This window comes from Pseudomonas sp. Pseusp16 (assembly GCF_047324915.1).
GTDB classification, from domain to species: domain Bacteria; phylum Pseudomonadota; class Gammaproteobacteria; order Pseudomonadales; family Pseudomonadaceae; genus Aquipseudomonas; species Aquipseudomonas fluorescens_CD.
Genome location: NZ_CP168522.1, coordinates 4297656 through 4317419 on the forward strand (window position 1 = coordinate 4297656; position 19764 = coordinate 4317419).

The following is a 19764-nucleotide window of genomic DNA, read 5'->3' on the forward strand; positions in this document are numbered from 1 at the left end:
TCTTATTCGGCTGATTCCACTGCGGCAATCATCCGCACCACATCCATTGTTTCGGCTACATCATGGACGCGCAATATACGCGCACCTTTCGCCGTAGCCAGCGCCGCGAGCGCCAAACCACCGTACAGCCGGTCTCCCACCTGACGATTCAACGCCTGACCAATCATGCTCTTTCGTGAAACCCCGACCAACAGGGGCCGCCCCAAGGCATGCAGGGCTTCCATATGTTTGAACAAACTCAGATTGTGCTGCAAGGTTTTGGCGAAGCCAAAGCCGGGGTCAAGAATGATCCGCTCGGCTGCAATACCCGCCAATGAACACTGGACCATGCGCTCGGCGAGAAACTCACCGACTTCCCTTGTAACGTCCTGATACTGTGGATTGTCCTGCATATCGCCCGGCTCTCCCAGCATATGCATCAGGCAAACCGGTAGCCCGGTGGCCGCTGCAGCATCCAGCGCACCATCGCGACGCAACGAACGCACGTCATTGATCAACCCGGCACCCAGGCGCGCAGTTTCACGCATGACGGCTGGCGTGGAGGTGTCGACCGAGATGATGACGTCAAGCTCGCGACTGATGCGCTCGACAATGGGCGCTACGCGTTCCAGCTCCTCCAGCGGCGATACCGCCCTGGCACCGGGGCGGGTGGATTCGCCGCCGACATCGATCAGCGTCGCGCCGGCCGCCACCATGGCCTCGGCATGGCGCATGGCCGCGTCGAGCTGGCTGTATTGGCCACCATCGGAGAAAGAATCAGGAGTGACATTGAGAATACCCATGACATGCGTCTGGGCCAAATCAAGAACCCGGTTGCCGCAAGGCAACCGGGTCGAGGACTGAACAGAAGTCATTTCAAACCTTATACGTCAGCAGCAGGACCGCCGATCGGTGTTTCCGGACGCTCATCCTGCACCACCGGAGGGGTGCCGGAAGTACCCGTGCCACCCGACCAGTCGCGTGGCTCGCGAGGTGTACGACCCGCCATGATGTCGTCGATCTGCTCGGCATCGATCGTTTCGTACTTCATCAAGGCATCGGCCATCGCATCGAGCTTGTCACGGTTGTCCGTGAGAATCTGCTTCGCCGTGCCATAGCACTGATCGATGATGCTGCGCACTTCGGAGTCGATCAGCTTGGCTGTCTCACCAGAGAAGCTTGCATTCTGACCGCCACCGCCGCGACCAAGGAACACTTCACCCTCTTCTTCGGCGTACATCAGCGGGCCGAGCTTTTCCGAAAGACCCCACTTGGTCACCATGTTCCGCGCAATCTGGCTGGCGCGCATGATGTCGTTGGAAGCACCGGTGGTCACGCCATCGAAGCCCAGGGTCATTTCTTCAGCGATACGACCGCCGTACAGCGAGCAGATCTGGCTGATCAATGCACGCTTGGACAGGCTGTAACGATCCTCTTCCGGCAGGAACATGGTTACACCCAGCGCACGACCGCGCGGGATGATCGACACCTTGTACACCGGATCGTGCTCAGGCACGACACGACCCACAATGGCGTGGCCCGCTTCGTGATAAGCCGTGTTCTGTTTTTCCTTCTCGGACATGACCATGGATTTGCGCTCGGCACCCATCATGATCTTGTCTTTCGCCAGTTCGAATTCCTTCATCTCGACGATGCGCTTGCCGGCACGGGCAGCGAACAACGATGCCTCGTTGACCAGGTTGGCCAGGTCGGCACCGGAGAAGCCTGGAGTACCACGAGCGATCACGGCCGGAGCAACGTCGTCGCCCATCGGCACCTTGCGCATGTGAACCTTGAGAATCTGCTCGCGACCACGGATGTCTGGCAGACCGACCACAACCTGACGGTCGAAACGGCCTGGACGCAGCAACGCAGGGTCCAGTACATCGGGACGGTTGGTCGCAGCAATCACGATGATGCCGTCATTCATTTCGAAGCCGTCCATCTCGACCAGCAACTGGTTGAGAGTCTGTTCGCGCTCGTCGTGACCACCACCCATGCCAGCACCACGATGGCGACCGACCGCATCGATTTCGTCGATGAAGATGATGCATGGAGCGTGTTTCTTGGCCTGTTCGAACATGTCGCGAACACGGCTGGCACCCACACCGACGAACATTTCGACGAAGTCGGAACCGGAAATGGTGAAGAACGGTACTTTGGCTTCGCCAGCAATGGCTTTGGCCAGCAAGGTTTTACCGGTACCCGGAGGACCGACCATCAGCACGCCGCGAGGAATGCGGCCGCCCAGGCGCTGGAATTTGCCCGGATCGCGCAGGAACTCGACCAGCTCACCAACTTCTTCCTTGGCTTCGTCGCAACCGGCAACGTCAGCCAGGGTCGTTTTCACCTGATCTTCGGAAAGCAGGCGCGCCTTGCTTTTACCGAAGCTCATCGGCCCGCCCTTGCCACCCGCACCGCCCTGCATCTGCCGCATGAAGAACATGAACACGGCGATAATCACGAGGATCGGGAAGCTGGCAACCAGAAGCTGAGTCCAGATGCTTTGCTGTTCAGGCTGCTTGCCTTCGACCACGACGTGGTTATCCACCAGGTCGCCGATCAGGCCGTTGTCCTGGATCGCCGGACGGATGGTCTTGAAGCTGTCACCATCGTTGCGTTTGCCGGTAATCACGTAGCCATCAACCGCCACGCGCTCGACCTTGCCATCCTTGACCTGCTGGATGAAGTCGGAATAGTTGAGGGTCTGCGGCTCGTTAGGGCTGGAGAAGTTGTTCATCACCGTCACCAAGACAGCCGCGATGATCAACCACAGGATCAGATTCTTTGCCATATCGTTCAATTAACTACCCTCTGAAGCAAGCTCCGCTACTGGCGCGCGCTTCGCATGATATTCACCGGCCTAACTTACTACATTACCTACAACTTGGCAGGCGCCGTCTGTAACCCTTTGTGAAACACTTCCTACACAATATTCGCTAATTCTGACAAGGCGTAATACAAAAATCCTATCACCCCGATCGAAAATTCACTCAACCTTCACTGCGTCCGCGGAAACCACGGCCCAGCAGGTACTGCTCGCGAGAACGGTCGCGCGACGAGGTCGGCTTGCGCATCTGCACCTTCTCGAACTGCTGGCGAACGCTCTTGTGGAACTCGTCGAAGCCTTCGCCCTGGAAGATCTTGATCAAAAAATCACCACCGGGCTTGAGCACCCGAGTCGAGAGATCCAGTGCCAACTCGCACAGGAACATCGCTCGTGGCATGTCTACGGCTGGTAATCCACTCATATTGGGGGCCATGTCGGAAATCACAAGGTCTACTTCCTTATTTCCGACGGCATCGAGGATCTGAGCCAGCACGGCATCCTCGGTAAAGTCGCCCTGAATGAAGGTCACGTCCGGGATGCTGTCCATTTCCAGAATGTCAGAAGCGATCAGTGTCCCCTGCCCGCCAATCAGACGACTGGTCACCTGGGACCACCCACCGGGGGCCGCACCAAGGTCGATTACGCTCATGCCTGGACGGATCAGACGGTCCTTTTCCTGGATCTCCAGCAGTTTGTAGCTGGCACGGGAACGGTACCCGTCTTTTTGTGCCATTTTGACGAATGGGTCGTTGAAATGTTCTTTCAGCCAGTTAAGGCTTGTCTTGGAACGGGCCACGGGATACCTCGGAAATAAAACGGGTCGTGATTAACTGGGCGGTCCCGGACTCGCTCGGGTAAACTGGCCGCCGCTTTTTACAAGATCAGACGCAGGGGTCAGATTATGCCGCTCACTCAAGAGCAGAAGAAACAGTACAAATCCATTGGCCACCATCTGAAACCAGTTTTGATTGTGGCAGACAATGGTTTGACTGAAGGTGTGTTAGCCGAACTCGAACGCGCTTTGGCGGATCACGAGCTGATCAAGATCAAGCTCAACATCCTCGATCGCGAATCGCGCCTGGCGTCCATTGCAGAGCTCTGCAAGGTCGGCAAAGCGGATCTGGTTCAGGTCATCGGCAAGATGGCACTGATCTACCGCAAGAACTTCAGCGTCAACAAGCAGCTGTCGAACGTCCATCGCTTCAAGTGATGGCAAGGGTCAAGGGTGTGCTTCGCGCACCCTGCCACTCCACCCCGGCACCGGCTGCAGCACCAGTACCACTCCGCAAAAGCCCAGAACAAGATAGCTGAATGCCTGCCAACGTACGGCATCCGGCCAGCCGAAACGCACCGCGAAGTACATCGCGCACGCGCACAGCGCCATCAACAGCAGTTGCCCGCGAATATCACGCCATAGACTGACAAGGCCCTCGGCCTTAATCAGCACCAAAGCCTGAAAAATCAAACACGCCGTAGCGAATCCCACTACCAGCGCATTGAGCGTACCCGCGATTTCGTCGATCAGTAGCGGCGCCAGGCCAATTCGCCCCAGCACCGGCAACAGACCGATTTGCAACAGCCACAAGCCGCCGACCCACAGCATCTGGGTCAGCTGCCAAAGCATGGCGCCCGCACGAAGCGGGCGCCGGCCTTCAGACGTGGCGAACTTCGACAATCTCGTACTCGATAACGCCGCCAGGCGTCTTGACTGCAACCACATCACCCTCTTCCTTGGCAATCAAGGCGCGGGCAATCGGCGAGCCGACAGAGATCTTGCCGAGCTTGATGTCAGCCTCGTCCTCACCAACGATCTGGTAAGTCACGCTTTCATCGGTTTCGACGTTGGCGATTTCGACGGTTGTGCCGAAAATCACCTTGCCGGTGTGAGGAATGGTCGTCACATCGATGATCACCGCATTCTGCATGCGACCTTCGATATCACGGATCCGCGCCTCGACCATACCCTGCTGCTCACGGGCAGCGTGGTATTCGGCGTTTTCCTTCAAGTCACCCAACTCGCGGGCCGTACCGATGTCCTGGCTGAGCTTCGGACGAACGACCTTGGTCAGGTGAATGTGCTCTTCTTCCAGGGCGCGAGCGCCCTGAACGGTCATTGGGTACTTCGTTATGCTCATGCCTTCAATCCTGCGTGTAGATCCTGCAAGCGGCGCACGGTCTTCTCGGGACCGAACTTCAGCGCTTCACAGATAGCTTCGCCAGCAGCAATGGTGGTGGTGCAGTAAATCTTGTGCTGCAGGGCATTACGACGAATGGAGTACGAATCAGCGATCGACTGACGACCTTCGGTGGTGTTGATGATCAGCGTGACTTCGTCATTCTTGATCATGTCGACCACGTGCGGACGACCTTCGGTCACCTTGTTCACACGGCGCACTTTCAGGCCTGCAGCCTCGATCAGCTTGGCAGTACCGGCAGTGGCAACCACTTCGAAGCCCAAGTTGATCAGATCACGGGCCACACCCGCAACCAGCGGCTTGTCGTCGTCACGTACGCTGATGAACGCAGTACCGCCGGTCGGCAACACTTCGCTGGCACCCATCTGGGCCTTGGCGAACGCCTCACCGAAGGTGTCACCCACGCCCATCACTTCACCGGTGGACTTCATCTCAGGGCCGAGGATCGGGTCAACGCCAGGGAATTTGGCGAACGGGAACACCGCCTCTTTCACGCTGTAGAAGTTCGGGATGATTTCCTTGGTGAAACCCAGCTCTTTCAGGGTTTTACCGGCCATCACGCGCGCTGCGATCATCGCCAGGGAAACGCCAATGCACTTGGACACGAACGGTACGGTACGGGAAGCACGCGGGTTGACTTCGATGACGTAGATGTCTTCGCCTTGCAGCGCCAACTGAACGTTCATCAGGCCGACCACGCCCAGTTCCAGGGCCATTTTCTTGACCTGTTCGCGCATCTCGTCCTGGATGTGGGCCGGCAGCGAGTATGGCGGCAGCGAGCACGCGGAGTCACCGGAGTGAACACCGGCCTGCTCGATGTGCTGCATGATCGCGCCGATCACCACGTCCTTGCCGTCGCAGACCGCATCCACGTCCATTTCGATGGCGCAGTTGAGGAAGTGATCCAGCAGCACCGGGCTGTCGTTGGACACTTGAACCGCTTCACGCAGGTAGCGCTTGAGCTCTTCTTCTTCGTAAACGATTTCCATCGCACGACCGCCCAGTACGTAGGACGGACGCACCACCAGCGGGTAACCGATCTTGCTCGCGGCACGAATGGCTTCGTCTTCGCTGCGCACGGTAGCGTTTGGCGGCTGACGCAGGTTCAGGCGCTGGACCATCTGCTGGAAGCGCTCACGGTCTTCGGCACGGTCGATTGCATCAGGGCTGGTACCGATGATCGGCACGCCAGCGGCTTCCAGGGCACGAGCCAGTTTCAGCGGGGTCTGGCCGCCGTACTGGACGATCACGCCTTTCGGCTTCTCGACGCGGACGATTTCCAGCACGTCTTCCAGGGTCACTGGCTCGAAGTACAGGCGATCGGAGGTGTCGTAGTCGGTGGATACGGTTTCCGGGTTGCAGTTGACCATGATGGTCTCGTACCCGTCATCGCGCAGGGCCAGTGCCGCGTGTACGCAGCAGTAGTCGAACTCGATGCCCTGGCCGATACGGTTTGGGCCGCCGCCAAGGATCATGATCTTGTCGCGACCCGATGGCGCGGCTTCGCACTCTTCTTCGTACGTCGAGTACAGATAGGCGGTGTCGGTGGCGAACTCGGCGGCGCAAGTGTCGACGCGCTTGTAGACCGGGAAGATTTCCAGCTTGTGGCGGTGAGCGCGCAGGCTCTTCTCGGTCACACCCAGCAGCTTGGCCAGGCGCATATCGGAGAAGCCCTTGCGCTTGAGGCGGAACATCAGGTCGCGGTCGATGCTGGTCAGACCCAGGGTCTTGACCTTCGCTTCTTCCTTGATCAGGTCTTCCATCTGCACCAGGAACCAAGGATCGATCATGGTCATGCCGAAGATGTCTTCGACGCTCATGCCGGCGCGCATTGCGTCCGCCACGTACCAGATACGCTCGGCGCCCGGCACGGTCAGCTCGCGCTTGAGTACGCTCATGCTTTCCGGGTTGGCCAGATCAACTTTCTCGTCCAGGCCACAAACACCGACTTCCAGGCCGCGCAGGGCTTTCTGCAGGGATTCCTGGAAAGTACGGCCGATGGCCATGACTTCACCGACCGACTTCATCTGAGTGGTCAGGCGCGCGTCAGCCTTGGAGAACTTCTCGAAGGCAAAGCGTGGCAGCTTGGTGACGACGTAGTCGATGGACGGTTCGAAGGACGCCGGGGTCTTGCCGCCGGTGATGTCGTTCGACAGTTCGTCGAGGGTGTAGCCCACAGCCAGCTTGGCCGCGACCTTGGCGATCGGGAAGCCGGTGGCTTTCGAGGCCAGTGCCGAGGAACGGGATACACGCGGGTTCATCTCGATCACGACCATGCGGCCGGTGTTCGGGCAGATACCGAACTGAACGTTGGAACCACCGGTTTCCACGCCGATCTCGCGCAGTACCGCCAGGGAGGCGTTACGCAGGATCTGGTATTCCTTGTCGGTCAGGGTCTGTGCAGGAGCCACGGTGATCGAGTCACCGGTGTGCACGCCCATCGGGTCGAAGTTTTCGATGGAGCAGACGATGATGCAGTTGTCCTTCTTATCGCGGACAACCTCCATCTCGTACTCTTTCCAACCAATGAGCGATTCGTCGATCAGCAGTTCCTTGGTCGGCGACAGGTCCAGGCCACGGGCGCAGATTTCTTCGAACTCTTCACGGTTGTAGGCGATACCACCACCGGTGCCGCCCATGGTGAAGGACGGACGAATGATGCACGGGAAGCCGAGCTTCTCGAGGACCGCATTGGCCTCTTCCATGCTGTGGGCGATACCGGAACGCGGGCACGCCAGGCCGATGGACTTCATGGCCTTGTCGAAACGCGAGCGGTCTTCAGCCTTGTCGATGGTGTCGGCATTGGCACCGATCATCTCTACGCCGAACTTCTCCAGAACGCCTTCGCGCTCCAGGTCCAGGGCGCAGTTCAGAGCGGTCTGGCCACCCATGGTTGGCAGCAGCGCGTCCGGACGCTCCTTTTCGATGATCTTGGCAACGGTCTGCCACTTGATCGGCTCGATGTAGGTGGCGTCGGCCATGGCCGGGTCGGTCATGATGGTGGCCGGGTTGGAGTTCACCAGGATGACGCGGTAACCCTCTTCGCGCAGGGCCTTGCAGGCCTGGGCGCCGGAGTAGTCGAATTCGCAGGCCTGGCCGATCACGATCGGGCCAGCGCCGAGAATCAGGATGCTTTTAATGTCTGTACGTTTTGGCATGGGTTTGTCACTCAAATCCGCAGGTCAGTCGGCAAGCCGTCTTGTTCAATCTCTGACTTGAGGGGGCCACCGGTATCGGGGCCGCCCTCAAGCTGTGCTACATCAAGGACGAGCGATCAGCGTCGCTTGGCCATCTCGTTGATGAAGCGATCGAACAATGGCGCTACGTCGTTCGGGCCAGGGCTGGCTTCAGGGTGACCCTGGAAGCTGAAGGCGCTCTTGTCGGTACGCTCGATACCCTGCAGGGTGCCGTCGAACAGCGATTTGTGGATCGCGCGAACGTTGGCTGGCAGGGTCGCCTCGTCTACGGCAAAACCGTGGTTCTGGCTGGTGATCATCACCACGCCGCTGTCCAGATCCTGGACGGGGTGGTTGGCACCGTGGTGGCCGTGACCCATTTTCAGGGTCTTGGCGCCGGAGGCCAGGGCCAGCAGCTGGTGACCGAGGCAGATACCGAAGACCGGAATTTCGGTTTCCAGCACATCCTTGATCGCCTGGATCGCATAGTCGCAAGGCTCCGGATCACCAGGGCCGTTGGACAGGAACACGCCGTCCGGCTTCAGCGCCAGTGCATCGGCAGCAGGCGTTTGCGCAGGCACGACGGTCACGCGGCAACCGCGCTCGACCAGCATGCGCAGGATGTTCACCTTGACGCCGTAGTCGTAGGCCACGACGTGGTACGGCAGCTCGGAGGCTTCGAGGGTCGCGTGGCTGTCGGTTTTCAGATCCCAGACAGTCGAGCGCCACTCGTAGCTTTCCTTGGTGCTGACGACTTTCGCCAGGTCCATGCCCTTGAGGCCAGGGAAACCCTGGGCGGCGGCGATGGCAGCTTCTTCGGAAATGTTGTCGCCGGCCATGATGCAGCCGTTCTGCGCGCCTTTTTCACGCAGGATGCGCGTCAGGCGGCGAGTGTCGATACCGGCGATGGCCACAACATTGTTGGCCTTCAGGTAGTCGGACAGGGACATCGTGTTACGCCAGTTGCTCGCCACCAGTGGCAGGTCACGGATGACCAGGCCGGCAGACCAGACGCGGTTGGACTCGGCGTCTTCCGGCGTGGTGCCGGTATTGCCGATGTGCGGATAAGTCAGGGTAACGATTTGTTGGGCGTAGGAAGGATCGGTAAGGATTTCCTGATAGCCGGTCATTGCGGTGTTGAACACCACCTCACCAACGGTCTGACCGTCGGCTCCAATGGCTTCGCCGCGAAAAATGCTGCCATCAGCAAGGGCGAGTATGGCTGGCTTAGTCAAGAAGACCTCCCGTAAATAAAGCCTGAAAGGGCGATCGCAGGTTGTAAAAAAGCGGAGTGACGTATGGACACGTCACCCCGCTTGTTCACTGAATTATTCTGCGCGCTTTTAGTGGACACACTAAAGCTGTAGCTTACAGAAAAAGGCATTTTTGGTCTACCGCCAATGAGCCTTAAAGGCTGGAGAATGCGACAGGACGTCGCTTGGCGGAATAAAACCGGGCTCGAACGCTGTGCGCGAGCCCGATTTCGGGCGCATCTTAACGCAGGTCGAGCACGTCTTGCATGTCATAAAGGCCAGGCTCGCGCCCGTCCAGCCACAACGCAGCACGCACCGCCCCCTTGGCGAAGGTCATGCGGCTGGAGGCTTTATGGGTGATCTCCAGACGCTCACCTTCGCAGGCAAACAGCACCGTGTGATCACCAACCACATCACCACCGCGCACGGTGGCAAAGCCGATGGTTTCACGCTCACGCACACCGGTATGGCCTTCACGACCATAAACCGCGACCTTCTGCAGATCACGATCCAGCGCGCCAGCGATCACCTCACCCATGCGCAGGGCCGTACCGGACGGCGCATCGATCTTGTGACGGTGATGCGCTTCGATGATTTCGATATCCGCCTCATCACCCAGCACGCGTGCAGCCATATCGAGCAGCTTCAGCGACAGGTTCACACCAACGCTGAAGTTGGCAGCGAAGACGATGGGAATATCTTTGCCCGCCTCGGCCAGCAACTGCTTCTGCGCAGCGTCCAGCCCGGTGGTGCCGATCACCATGGCCTTGCCTGCCTTGCGGCAGAAGGCCAGGTTTTTCAGCATGACTTCCGGCAGCGTAAAGTCGATCAACACGTCGAACTCTTCCGCCACGGACTCCAGGCTGCCGGTCAGCGGCACACCAATGCGCCCCAGCGAAGCCAACTCACCCGCATCCACGCCAATCAGCGTGCTGCCAGGGCGCACAACGGCCGCCGTCAGACCGGTCAGGGGCGCGCGCTGCTGCACGGCCTCGATGAGGATTTTACCCATGCGCCCGGCAGCGCCCATCACAGCTATACGTCGCATGCCGACTCCTTACAAATCGCCGAAGAAGCGCTTGACGCCTTCGAACCAGCCAGTGGTTTTCGGCGAATGACTGTTGTCGTCCGCCAGCGAGCTGCGGAACTCCTCGAGCATTTCGCGCTGGCGACGGCTCAGGTTGACCGGAGTCTCGACCGCCACACGGCACATCAGGTCACCGGCACCGCCACCGCGCACGGGCGCAACACCCTTGCCACGAACACGGAACTGCTTGCCGGTCTGGGTCCCTTCAGGGATCTTCAGCTTGACGCGACCATCAAGGGTCGGAATCTCCAGCTCGCCACCCAGCGCCGCATCGACGAAGCTGATCGGCACTTCGCAGAACAGATGCTTGCCGTCACGCTGGAAGATCGCGTGCTCACGCACATTGATCACCACGTACAGGTCGCCAGTCGGACCACCCTGAGCACCCGCCTCGCCTTCGCCGGACAGACGAATGCGGTCACCGGTATCGACACCGGCCGGCACTTTCACCGACAGGGTCTTGTACTCTTCGACACGACCTTCGCCGTGGCAGGAATCGCACGGATCGGAAATGATCTTGCCCTGGCCATGGCAACGCGGGCAGGTCTGCTGCACCGAGAAGAAGCCTTGCTGCATGCGCACCTGGCCGATACCACCGCAAGTCGGGCAGGTCACCGGCGCAGAGCCTCTCTTGGCACCGGAGCCGTCGCAAGGCTTGCAATTGACCAGCGTCGGAACGCGGATGTTCACGGTCGTACCGCGCACCGCTTCCTCGAGGTCCAGTTCCAGGGTGTAGCGCAAGTCACTGCCGCGCTGAGCGCCACCACGGGAACCGCCGCGACCACCACCGAAGAAATCACTGAAGACATCGCCAAAGATATCGGAGAAGTTCTGACCACCGAACCCGGCACCGCCGCCACCCATGCTTGGGTCGACACCGGCATGACCGTACTGGTCGTATGCCGCGCGCTTGCTGGAATCCGACAGCACTTCGTAGGCCTCGTTGGCCTCCTTGAATTTCTCTTCCGACGCCTTGTCATCCGGATTACGGTCCGGGTGGTGCTTCATCGCCAGGCGACGGTAGGCCTTTTTCAGGTCCGCTTCGCTTGAGCCACGCTCAACACCCAACACTTCGTAATAGTCACGCTTTGCCATAAGTCTTTGCACTCTTGAGGACGTCCGACAAAACCCTCCTGAGTCTGCCGAACTCGTTGAGCCCCAATACAGGCCCGGACCCAACTCACGTCAATTCAACGATCCTGGTCTTTGATTCAATGCGGTACTTGCGGCTCGAAAAGCAGGAGCATTCCCGGCCATACCACCAGTACGCGAACACTGTCGCATACTGTAAAAATTCGCGTATTCCAGACACGCCAACGCGGGAGCAAGCTCCCGCGCGGCGACATCCTACCAGTCACTGCCCAAAGGCAGTCAACCGGCCGACCAACAACTTACTTGTGGTCTTTGACTTCTTCGAACTCGGCATCAACAACGTCGTCAGCCTTTTGCGCCTTGTCGTCGTGCGGTGCTGCGCCTTCAGCAGGCTGAGCCTGTTCGGCGTACATCTTCTGCGCCACTGGAGCGGAGACTTTCGACAGCTCTTCAACCTTGGCTTCGATAGCAGCCTTGTCGTCGCCTTTAACGGCGGCTTCCAGGGCAACCACTGCCGCTTCGATTGCAGTCTTCTCTTCAGCGGTCACTTTATCGCCGGCATCGGTAACCATTTTGCGCGTCGAGTGAACCAGTGCGTCGCCCTGGTTGCGAGCGGTGGCCAGCTCTTCGAACTTGCGGTCTTCCTCGGCGTTCGCCTCGGCATCACGCACCATGCGCTCGATTTCTTCGTCGGACAGACCGGAGTTGGCCTTGATCACGATCGACTGAGTCTTGCCGGTAGCCTTGTCTTTCGCACCTACGTGCAGGATGCCGTTGGCGTCGATGTCGAAGGTCACTTCGATCTGCGGCACACCACGTGGAGCTGGTGGAATGTCGGCCAGGTCGAACTTGCCCAGGGACTTGTTCTGCGCGGCTTGCTTACGCTCGCCCTGCAGCACGTGAATGGTCACGGCGCCCTGGTTGTCGTCGGCAGTCGAGAACACTTGCGATTTCTTGGTAGGAATCGTGGTGTTTTTCTCGATCAGCGCGGTCATCACGCCACCCATGGTTTCGATACCCAGGGTCAGCGGGCTGACGTCGAGCAGCAGAACGTCTTTCACGTCACCGGCCAGTACCGCGCCCTGGATAGCAGCACCCATAGCAACCGCTTCGTCCGGATTCACGTCTTTACGAGCTTCTTTACCGAAGAACTCGGTTACCAGCTTCTGAACCAGTGGCATACGGGTCTGACCGCCCACCAGGATCACGTCGTTGATCGCGCCAACGTCGATACCGGCATCTTTCATCGCGATGCGGCAAGGTTCGATGGTGCGCTGAACCAGGTCTTCCACCAATGCTTCGAGCTTGGCGCGGGAGATCTTCACGTTCAGGTGCTTGGGACCGGTAGCGTCTGCAGTGATGTACGGCAGGTTCACGTCGGTCGACTGGCTCGAGGACAGTTCGATCTTGGCTTTTTCAGCAGCTTCTTTCAGGCGCTGCATGGCCAGCGGGTCACCCTTGAGGTTCATGCCGCTTTCTTTTTTGAATTCGTCGACGAGGTAGTCGATCAGACGAATGTCAAAGTCTTCACCGCCCAGGAACGTATCACCGTTGGTGGCCAGTACTTCGAACTGGTGCTCACCATCGACTTCAGCGATCTCGATCACGGAAACGTCGAAAGTACCGCCGCCCAGGTCGTAAACGATCACGGTGTGATCGCCCTTCGCCTTGTCCATACCGTAAGCCAGAGCAGCTGCGGTTGGTTCGTTGATGATACGTTTTACGTCCAGACCGGCGATGCGGCCGGCGTCTTTGGTCGCTTGACGCTGGCTGTCGTTGAAGTAGGCCGGAACGGTGATCACCGCTTCAGTCACGGTCTCGCCGAGGTAGTCTTCGGCGGTCTTTTTCATCTTCTTCAGGATTTCAGCCGAGATTTGTGGCGGTGCCATTTTCTGGCCGTTCACTTCAACCCAGGCGTCGCTGTTGTCAGCCTTGACGATCTTGTAAGGGACCATCTGGATGTCTTTCTGCACGACTTCTTCGTCGAAACGACGACCGATCAGACGCTTCACCGCATACAGGGTGTTGTGCGGATTGGTCACAGCCTGACGCTTGGCCGACTGGCCAACCAGAATTTCGCCATCGTTGGCGTAAGCGATGATCGACGGCGTGGTACGCGCGCCTTCAGCGTTTTCAATAACTTTTGCCTTGCCGTTTTCCAGCACGGAGACGCAGGAGTTGGTAGTCCCCAGGTCGATACCGATGATTTTGCCCATGTTCACTCTCCCGAAACTTTGGATTTGGTTGCCGCAGCAGTGGTGGCTAACTGCGGTAGCACTTAAACGCTTGACTTATAAATGGGGGCCTTGCGGCGGATTTCAAGCCTGCTCGTCAATCGAGGGCGAAACCGGCGCAGGCGCCTTGCTGACCACGACCATGGCCGGGCGCAGCAGGCGACCATTGAGCTGATAGCCCTTCTGGAACACCTTCAGAACGCTGTTCGGCTCGACATCGGCGCTTTCCTGCATGGCCATTGCCTGATGCTGAACGGCATTGAACGGTTCGCCATGCGGATCGATCGCTTCGAGCTGATAACGCTTGAGGGTGTCGTGGAACATTTTCAGGGTCAGCTCGATGCCTTCGCGCATCGGACGGATGCTTTCGTCGTCCGGGCTGGACAGTTCCAGGCCGCGCTCCAGGCTGTCGACGATCGGCAGCAGGTCGCCGGCGAATTTTTCCAGCGCGAACTTGTGAGCCTTCTCCACATCCTGCTCGGCGCGACGGCGGACGTTCTGCAGATCGGCGGCTACACGCAAAGCCTGATCCTGAGCGCCTGCCAGTTGCTCTTCGAGCACTTGTACACGAGCCGCCAGGTCTTCACCCGAAGCCTCGGGCGCCTGGTTGGCGTCTGGGTTTTGCGTATCCACTGTCTGTTCGTCAGCCATAGATTTCTCCTTTCAATATCGTCCGCGAGCTCGACTCGCGCTTCTGCCCAGCTATATGGGGCCGCAAAATCCGGCTTCAAGGGGGGCCCGATCATTAACCCTACAAAAAACAACTGCATTGTCATTCCCGCCCGCGATAAGGGTTTCGTCGGACCAAGCCAATCGAGCTAACGAGGGGCATTGTCAGCCAGAAACAAAACACTGTATAAATAACCAGACCTAACACCTGGGAGCGGCCCATATGCTGGTGCACCTGTCCGTACACAACTACGCCATCGTTGAACATCTCGATCTCGAACTCGATCGCGGGATGAGCGTGATCACCGGGGAAACCGGCGCGGGCAAGTCGATCATGCTCGACGCGCTGGGCCTTACCCTGGGTGATCGCGCCGACAGCGGCGTGGTCCGCCCCGGCGCCGACAAGGCCGATATCCTGGCCACCTTTGATCTGGCCGACATTCCGGAAGCCAGCGCCTGGCTGGCCGAGCGCGACCTCGAAAACGACGGTCCGTGCATCCTGCGCCGGGTGATCACATCCGAAGGGCGCTCGCGTGGCTATATCAACGGCACGCCCTGCCCGCTTGGCGACCTCAAGGCGCTGGGCGAATTGCTGATCGACATTCACAGCCAGCACGAGCACCAATCCCTGCTCAAGACCGATACCCACCGTCGCCTGCTCGATGAATATGCCGGCGCGACGGATCTTGCCCGTCAGGTTCAACTCGCCGCCCAACGCTGGCGCCAGACCCGCCAGGAACTGGAGCGACTCTCCAACTCCGGTGACGAACAACGCGCCCGTCATCAGTTGCTCAGCTATCAACTCGAAGAGCTGGAAAACCTCGGCCTTGGCGACAACGAGCTGGAGCAGCTGGAACAGGAACACAAGAACCTGACCAACGCCGAAACCCTGCTGGGAATCTGCCGGCAAGTCGTCGAGCAATGCAGTGAAAGTGATTCGGGGAATGTCCTCAATGCACTCACCGCCAGCCTCAACCGCCTGTCGAGCGTGAACAGCTCGATCGGGGCTCTGGGTGAAGCCAGCAGCCTGTTGACCAGTGCTCAGATCCAGGTTGAAGAGGCCGTAGGTGAACTGAACCGCTTCCTCGACAATTTCGACGCCGACCCGTCGCGCCTTCAATACCTTGAAGAGCGCCTCGACGCGATCTACACCCTGGCACGCAAACACCGCATCCAGCCAACCGAAGTTGCCGAGATGCAACAGAAACTGCTGGATGAAATCGAGACCCTGAACGCCAACGACGAATCCATCGAGCGACTGAGCGATGAGCTGTCGTCCTATGCTCGGCACTATCAGGAAAGGGCCCGGGAACTGAGCGACCTGAGGCACCAGGCGTCGAACAGCCTGGCCAGCGCCGTGGAGCAGGAAATCCAGCGTCTGGGCATGCCTGGCGGGCGCTTTACCATTGAACTGCGACCCAACAGCAGCGATGAGCTACTGCCCAATGGCCTGGAACAGGTAGAACTGCTGGTCAGCGCCAACCCTGGCCAGCCGCTGAAGGCCCTGGCGAAAGTGGCGTCCGGCGGCGAACTGTCGCGGATCAGCCTGGCGATCCAGGTAATCACCGCACAGACTTCCCGCGTCCCGACCCTGGTATTCGACGAAGTCGACGTCGGCATTGGCGGCCCGACCGCAGAAATCGTCGGCCAGTTGCTGCGCAGGCTCGGCGAGCGCGGACAGGTACTGACCGTGACCCACTTGCCGCAAGTGGCAGCGCAAGGTCATCAACATCTATTCGTGCACAAGGTGCGCGGTGAGGATGCCACCCGCACAGCCGTTTCCAGATTGAGCAAAAACGACCGCGTCGAAGAAGTCGCACGAATGCTGGGTGGCATTGACCTCACCAAAGAGTCCCTGGCTCATGCCAGGAAAATGGTGGTTGCCGCAAAAGCTTAAATTTAAATAGAGGCAGAAAGCACGAAGGCGACCCTGGGGTCGCCTTCGCTCGTTTCGCGAACTGGTGTTCGCGCGACATGCTTACTTTTTCTTGCGCACGTACAGCACCAGATTGTGATCAACCATCTCGAAGCCATACTTGTCGACGATTGCTTTCTGAAGCCGCTCGATTTCCTCGTCGAAGAATTCGATCACTTCACTGGTTTCGACGTTGACCATATGGTCGTGATGCTTTCCGTCGTCCAGTTCGAAGACCGCATGGCCTCCGTCGAAGTTGTGCCGCACCACAAGGCCAGCTGCCTCGAACTGGGTCAGAACACGGTAAACCGTGGCCAGACCGACGTCCTCACCAGCCTCCATAAGGGCCTTGTAGACATCCTCGGCACTCATGTGGCGCTGCTCGGCGGAATCGAGCATTTGCAGAATTTTGACCCGTGGCAGGGTCACTTTGAGGCCGGCTTTGCGTAGTTCGCTATTTTCAACCATGGTCAGCTTTCTCGCGATGCTGCTTCGCAGCTTCTCTTAATGCGGGTATGATCGGCGTTTACGTTGTCCCAGCCAAGATAGTGGAAGTCGCCCACCGATGCAAAACACCAAGCTCTTGCTAACCAGTTTCACCTTTGTGGGACTGCTCGCACTCGCCGGTTGTTCATTCCCCGGGGTTTACAAAATCGACATCCAGCAGGGCAATGTCGTCACGCAGGACATGATAGACCAGTTACGCCCGGGAATGACCCGCAAGCAAGTACGGTTTATCATGGGCAACCCTCTGCTGACTGACACGTTCCATGCCGATCGCTGGGATTATCTGTACAGCCTGCAACCAGGTGGCGGTGAACGCCAGCAAGAACGCATCAGCGTTATCTTCAACCCAAATGATCAGCTTGTCAGCCTCTCCGGTGATTTCATGCCAGGTGTGAGCCGCGACGAAGCCATCCTCGGCAAGGACAGCGGCACGACAGTCACTGCCCCGGCAGAAAACGTCGAAAAGCCAAAACCGGAAAAACCGGTCAAGCCAGGTTCGTTGCTGGACCAGATCCAGAAGGACGTCGACGGCGTAGAAACCGTTCCGGTCCCGACGCCGCAACCACTGGAAACCTCGCCGCAATAATTTGCGACGCAATAAAAAGCCCGGCATGCCCGGGCTTTTTATTGTCTGGCGTTCGCAGACTTACTGATTCCGGGCTTTCGCCTCGGCAGCCTTGGCCGCACGCAGCCGGCGAACCTCTTTGGGATCAGCCAGCAATGGCCGATAAATCTCTATGCGATCCCCAGATTGAACCAAACGACTGTCGGGATCGACAACCACCTTACCGAAGATCCCCACAGGACACCCGGCCAGATCCAGCTCAGGGAATGCCCGACCTATACCGGATTTCAGCAAAGCGGCGCGAACAGTCGTTCCTGCTGGCACTGTCACCGGCAGAAGCACCTGGCGATCAACGGCGGCATACACCACCTCAACCCCGATATCCGCCTCAACCATGTATTTGCTTGGCCCGTTGGCAGAATGCATCCACCAGCGTATTGGCCGCCTGATTGAACAATGGCCCCAAGGTCGCACGAACAATCGGCCCTGCGTAATCGAATGAAAGGTCCAGGCTGATCTTGCAAGCCTTATCGGTCAACGCCTTGAACACCCAAATGCCATGCAACTGAGTGAACGGGCCCTCCTCAAGGTTCATTTCGATCGACTGGCCAGGAACCAGGGTATTGCGCGTCACGAAATGCTGGCTGAGGCCACCCTTCGCCACGCCAACGCTCGCCCGCATGTGCTCAGGCGAGCTCTCCAGGACTTCGGCCGCCGAGCACCACGGCAGAAACTCCGGATAGCGAGCCACGTCGTTGACCAGGTCATACAGCGCTTGTGCCGGATACGGCAGCAAGGCCGAACGTGAAATGTGTGTTGTCATGTCAGCGTTACTTCCACAGCTGGGCGGCAAACACTACGAGGATGCCGATAGGCGCCACATAGCGCATCAAGAACAAGGACAGACCAAACAGCGCAGGATTGCGCATCGACAATTCGTCGCGCACCGCTTCACGCCCCATGATCCAGCCCGCAAACACCACGAAACACAAACCGCCAAGCGGCAACATGAGTCGCGAGGTAAAGAAATCGATCACACCAAAGAAGTCGAGACCACCGGCTGCACCCCATTGGTAGAGGTGGAACATCCCGCCATCATTCACGAAAAACTTGGCCTCCTTCCAGATATTGAAGGAGAACACTGTGCCCAGGCCAACAAACCAGCAGCTGAAAGCCAACCAGAAGGTGACCCATGCACGACTGACTTTAGTGCGCTCGACCAGGTAGGCCACCATCGGCTCAAGCAGGGAAATCGCCGAACTCCAGGCAGCGACCGCCACCAGCACGAAGAACACCACACCCATCATTTGCCCGAACGCCACGTTACCGAAGGCAAACGGCAGGCTGACGAACATCAGCCCCGGCCCTTCGCTCGGATTCAGGCCCGCCGCGAAAACTATCGGAAACAATGCCAGGCCGGCCACCAGGGACACAAAGGTGTCGAGCAGCGCCACACCAACGACAGTCCCCGATATCGACGAGTCCTTTGGCATGTAGGCGCCGTAGATCATGATCGAGCCGACGCCCACGCTCAGGGAAAAGAACGCATGCCCCATCGCGGGCAACAAGCCGTCCAGGACCTTTTCCGGGTGGAAGTCGAACATGAAATGCACGCCCTCCATGAAATGACCGGTGGTCATGCTGTAACCCAGCAGCACGAGGACCATCACGAACAACAACGGCATCATGATGCGCAAACTGCGCTCAAGCCCGGCAACCACGCCCTTGGCGATCACCACCGCGGACAACAGCATGAAAATCGTGTGCCAGAGTGTCAGGCGCCAGGGATCGGCGATCACATTGCCGAAGTAAGCCCCCACCTGATCCGGCGTCGTGCCCTGGAAGTCGCCACGCCCCATGTCGATGATGTAATCCAGCGACCAGCCGCCAACCACACTGTAGAAAGACAGGATCAGCAACGCCGTGATCATTCCGGCGAATGCGCCCCAAGACCATTTGCCCGAGTGCCCCGCCTCAATTGCCAGCGCCTTCAAGGCATTGGCCGGGCTGTGCCTGGCACGCCGGCCGATCAGGGTTTCCGCCAGCATGACCGGCACGCCAATCAGCGCGATGCAAACCAGGAACATCAGCACGAAGGCGCCGCCGCCATAGACGCCGACCATGTACGGGAATTTCCAGATACTACCCAGCCCCACAGCCGAACCGGTCGCGGCGAGTATGAAGACCCAGCGGCTAGCCCAACTGCCATGGACTGAAACCTTGTCTGTCGACATCGCTATCACGCCCAAGCGTTCAAAAAAG

At 58.8% G+C, this 19764-nt stretch carries 18 protein-coding genes; 3 read left to right on the plus strand and 15 right to left on the minus strand.

Annotated features, from left to right (window positions below):
• Positions 1-2: 2 nt before the first annotated feature.
• The 3 genes from folP to rlmE all read right to left on the minus strand — a co-directional run bounded on the left by folP (position 3) and on the right by rlmE (position 3605).
• Positions 3-854, minus strand: coding sequence for a dihydropteroate synthase (folP, locus tag ACEN8Q_RS19605; RefSeq protein ID WP_413421605.1), 852 nt, complete (start codon positions 852-854; stop codon positions 3-5).
• A gap of 8 nt (positions 855-862) precedes the next feature.
• Positions 863-2773: an ATP-dependent zinc metalloprotease FtsH gene (gene ftsH / locus ACEN8Q_RS19610; protein ID WP_033047686.1), complete on the minus strand. Its 1911-nt coding sequence runs from the start codon at positions 2771-2773 to the stop codon at positions 863-865.
• A gap of 199 nt (positions 2774-2972) precedes the next feature.
• A complete protein-coding gene (rlmE, locus tag ACEN8Q_RS19615; protein WP_095942403.1) occupies positions 2973-3605 on the minus strand; it encodes a 23S rRNA (uridine(2552)-2'-O)-methyltransferase RlmE in 633 nt (210 codons plus the stop codon).
• A 105-nt stretch (positions 3606-3710) separates the two neighbouring features.
• On the opposite strand from rlmE, the gene ACEN8Q_RS19620 reads away from it, so the two are divergent.
• Positions 3711-4019 carry a YhbY family RNA-binding protein gene (locus tag ACEN8Q_RS19620; protein WP_007942889.1) on the plus strand — a complete coding sequence of 103 codons (309 nt, stop codon included), beginning with the start codon at positions 3711-3713 and terminating at the stop codon, positions 4017-4019.
• Positions 4020-4028: 9 nt separating this feature from the next.
• On the opposite strand, the gene ACEN8Q_RS19625 is transcribed toward ACEN8Q_RS19620, so the two are convergent.
• From ACEN8Q_RS19625 to grpE, 8 genes are all read right to left on the minus strand, one after another.
• Entirely contained in the window at positions 4029-4433 is a 405-nt protein-coding gene (locus ACEN8Q_RS19625) for an MFS transporter (protein WP_413703603.1), read from the minus strand.
• 28 nt (positions 4434-4461) lie between these two features.
• Complete coding sequence (gene greA / locus ACEN8Q_RS19630) at positions 4462-4938, minus strand: transcription elongation factor GreA (RefSeq protein ID WP_102669179.1); 477 nt, start codon at positions 4936-4938, stop codon at positions 4462-4464.
• A 2-nt stretch (positions 4939-4940) separates the two neighbouring features.
• Positions 4941-8162 carry a carbamoyl-phosphate synthase large subunit gene (gene carB, locus ACEN8Q_RS19635; RefSeq protein ID WP_413421612.1) on the minus strand — a complete coding sequence of 1074 codons (3222 nt, stop codon included), beginning with the start codon at positions 8160-8162 and terminating at the stop codon, positions 4941-4943.
• A gap of 116 nt (positions 8163-8278) precedes the next feature.
• Positions 8279-9415 (minus strand): glutamine-hydrolyzing carbamoyl-phosphate synthase small subunit, encoded by a 1137-nt coding sequence (gene carA, locus ACEN8Q_RS19640; protein WP_085718633.1) that lies wholly within the window; start codon positions 9413-9415, stop codon positions 8279-8281.
• Positions 9416-9674: 259 nt separating this feature from the next.
• Entirely contained in the window at positions 9675-10481 is an 807-nt protein-coding gene (gene dapB, locus ACEN8Q_RS19645) for a 4-hydroxy-tetrahydrodipicolinate reductase (protein WP_413421614.1), read from the minus strand.
• A gap of 9 nt (positions 10482-10490) precedes the next feature.
• On the minus strand, positions 10491-11615 hold the full coding sequence (gene dnaJ, locus ACEN8Q_RS19650; protein ID WP_008018791.1) for a molecular chaperone DnaJ: 1125 nt from the start codon (positions 11613-11615) through the stop codon (positions 10491-10493).
• 296 nt (positions 11616-11911) lie between these two features.
• Positions 11912-13828, minus strand: coding sequence for a molecular chaperone DnaK (gene dnaK, locus ACEN8Q_RS19655; protein ID WP_413421616.1), 1917 nt, complete (start codon positions 13826-13828; stop codon positions 11912-11914).
• A gap of 102 nt (positions 13829-13930) precedes the next feature.
• Positions 13931-14497 carry a nucleotide exchange factor GrpE gene (gene grpE, locus ACEN8Q_RS19660; RefSeq protein WP_007988694.1) on the minus strand — a complete coding sequence of 189 codons (567 nt, stop codon included), beginning with the start codon at positions 14495-14497 and terminating at the stop codon, positions 13931-13933.
• A gap of 241 nt (positions 14498-14738) precedes the next feature.
• Between grpE and recN the strand changes: the two genes are divergently transcribed.
• Positions 14739-16412, plus strand: coding sequence for a DNA repair protein RecN (gene recN, locus ACEN8Q_RS19665; RefSeq protein ID WP_111280790.1), 1674 nt, complete (start codon positions 14739-14741; stop codon positions 16410-16412).
• Between the two features lie 81 nt (positions 16413-16493).
• Here the strand turns inward: recN and fur are convergent, their stop codons facing one another.
• Entirely contained in the window at positions 16494-16898 is a 405-nt protein-coding gene (gene fur / locus ACEN8Q_RS19670) for a ferric iron uptake transcriptional regulator (protein ID WP_003197684.1), read from the minus strand.
• Between the two features lie 97 nt (positions 16899-16995).
• Here fur and ACEN8Q_RS19675 point away from each other — a divergent pair, with 97 nt between their 5' ends.
• Positions 16996-17523 (plus strand): outer membrane protein assembly factor BamE, encoded by a 528-nt coding sequence (locus ACEN8Q_RS19675; RefSeq protein ID WP_413421619.1) that lies wholly within the window; start codon positions 16996-16998, stop codon positions 17521-17523.
• A 60-nt stretch (positions 17524-17583) separates the two neighbouring features.
• Here the strand turns inward: ACEN8Q_RS19675 and ACEN8Q_RS19680 are convergent, their stop codons facing one another.
• From ACEN8Q_RS19680 to ACEN8Q_RS19690, 3 genes are read right to left on the minus strand one after another with little or no spacing between them, the layout of a single operon-like run.
• Positions 17584-17898: an RnfH family protein gene (locus ACEN8Q_RS19680; protein ID WP_413703604.1), complete on the minus strand. Its 315-nt coding sequence runs from the start codon at positions 17896-17898 to the stop codon at positions 17584-17586.
• On the minus strand, positions 17891-18325 hold the full coding sequence (locus ACEN8Q_RS19685; RefSeq protein WP_413421623.1) for a type II toxin-antitoxin system RatA family toxin: 435 nt from the start codon (positions 18323-18325) through the stop codon (positions 17891-17893). The genes ACEN8Q_RS19680 and ACEN8Q_RS19685 overlap by 8 nt, the downstream gene beginning before the upstream one ends.
• 7 nt (positions 18326-18332) lie before the next feature.
• Positions 18333-19736 (minus strand): sodium-dependent transporter, encoded by a 1404-nt coding sequence (locus ACEN8Q_RS19690; protein ID WP_413703605.1) that lies wholly within the window; start codon positions 19734-19736, stop codon positions 18333-18335.
• Positions 19737-19764: the final 28 nt, after the last annotated feature.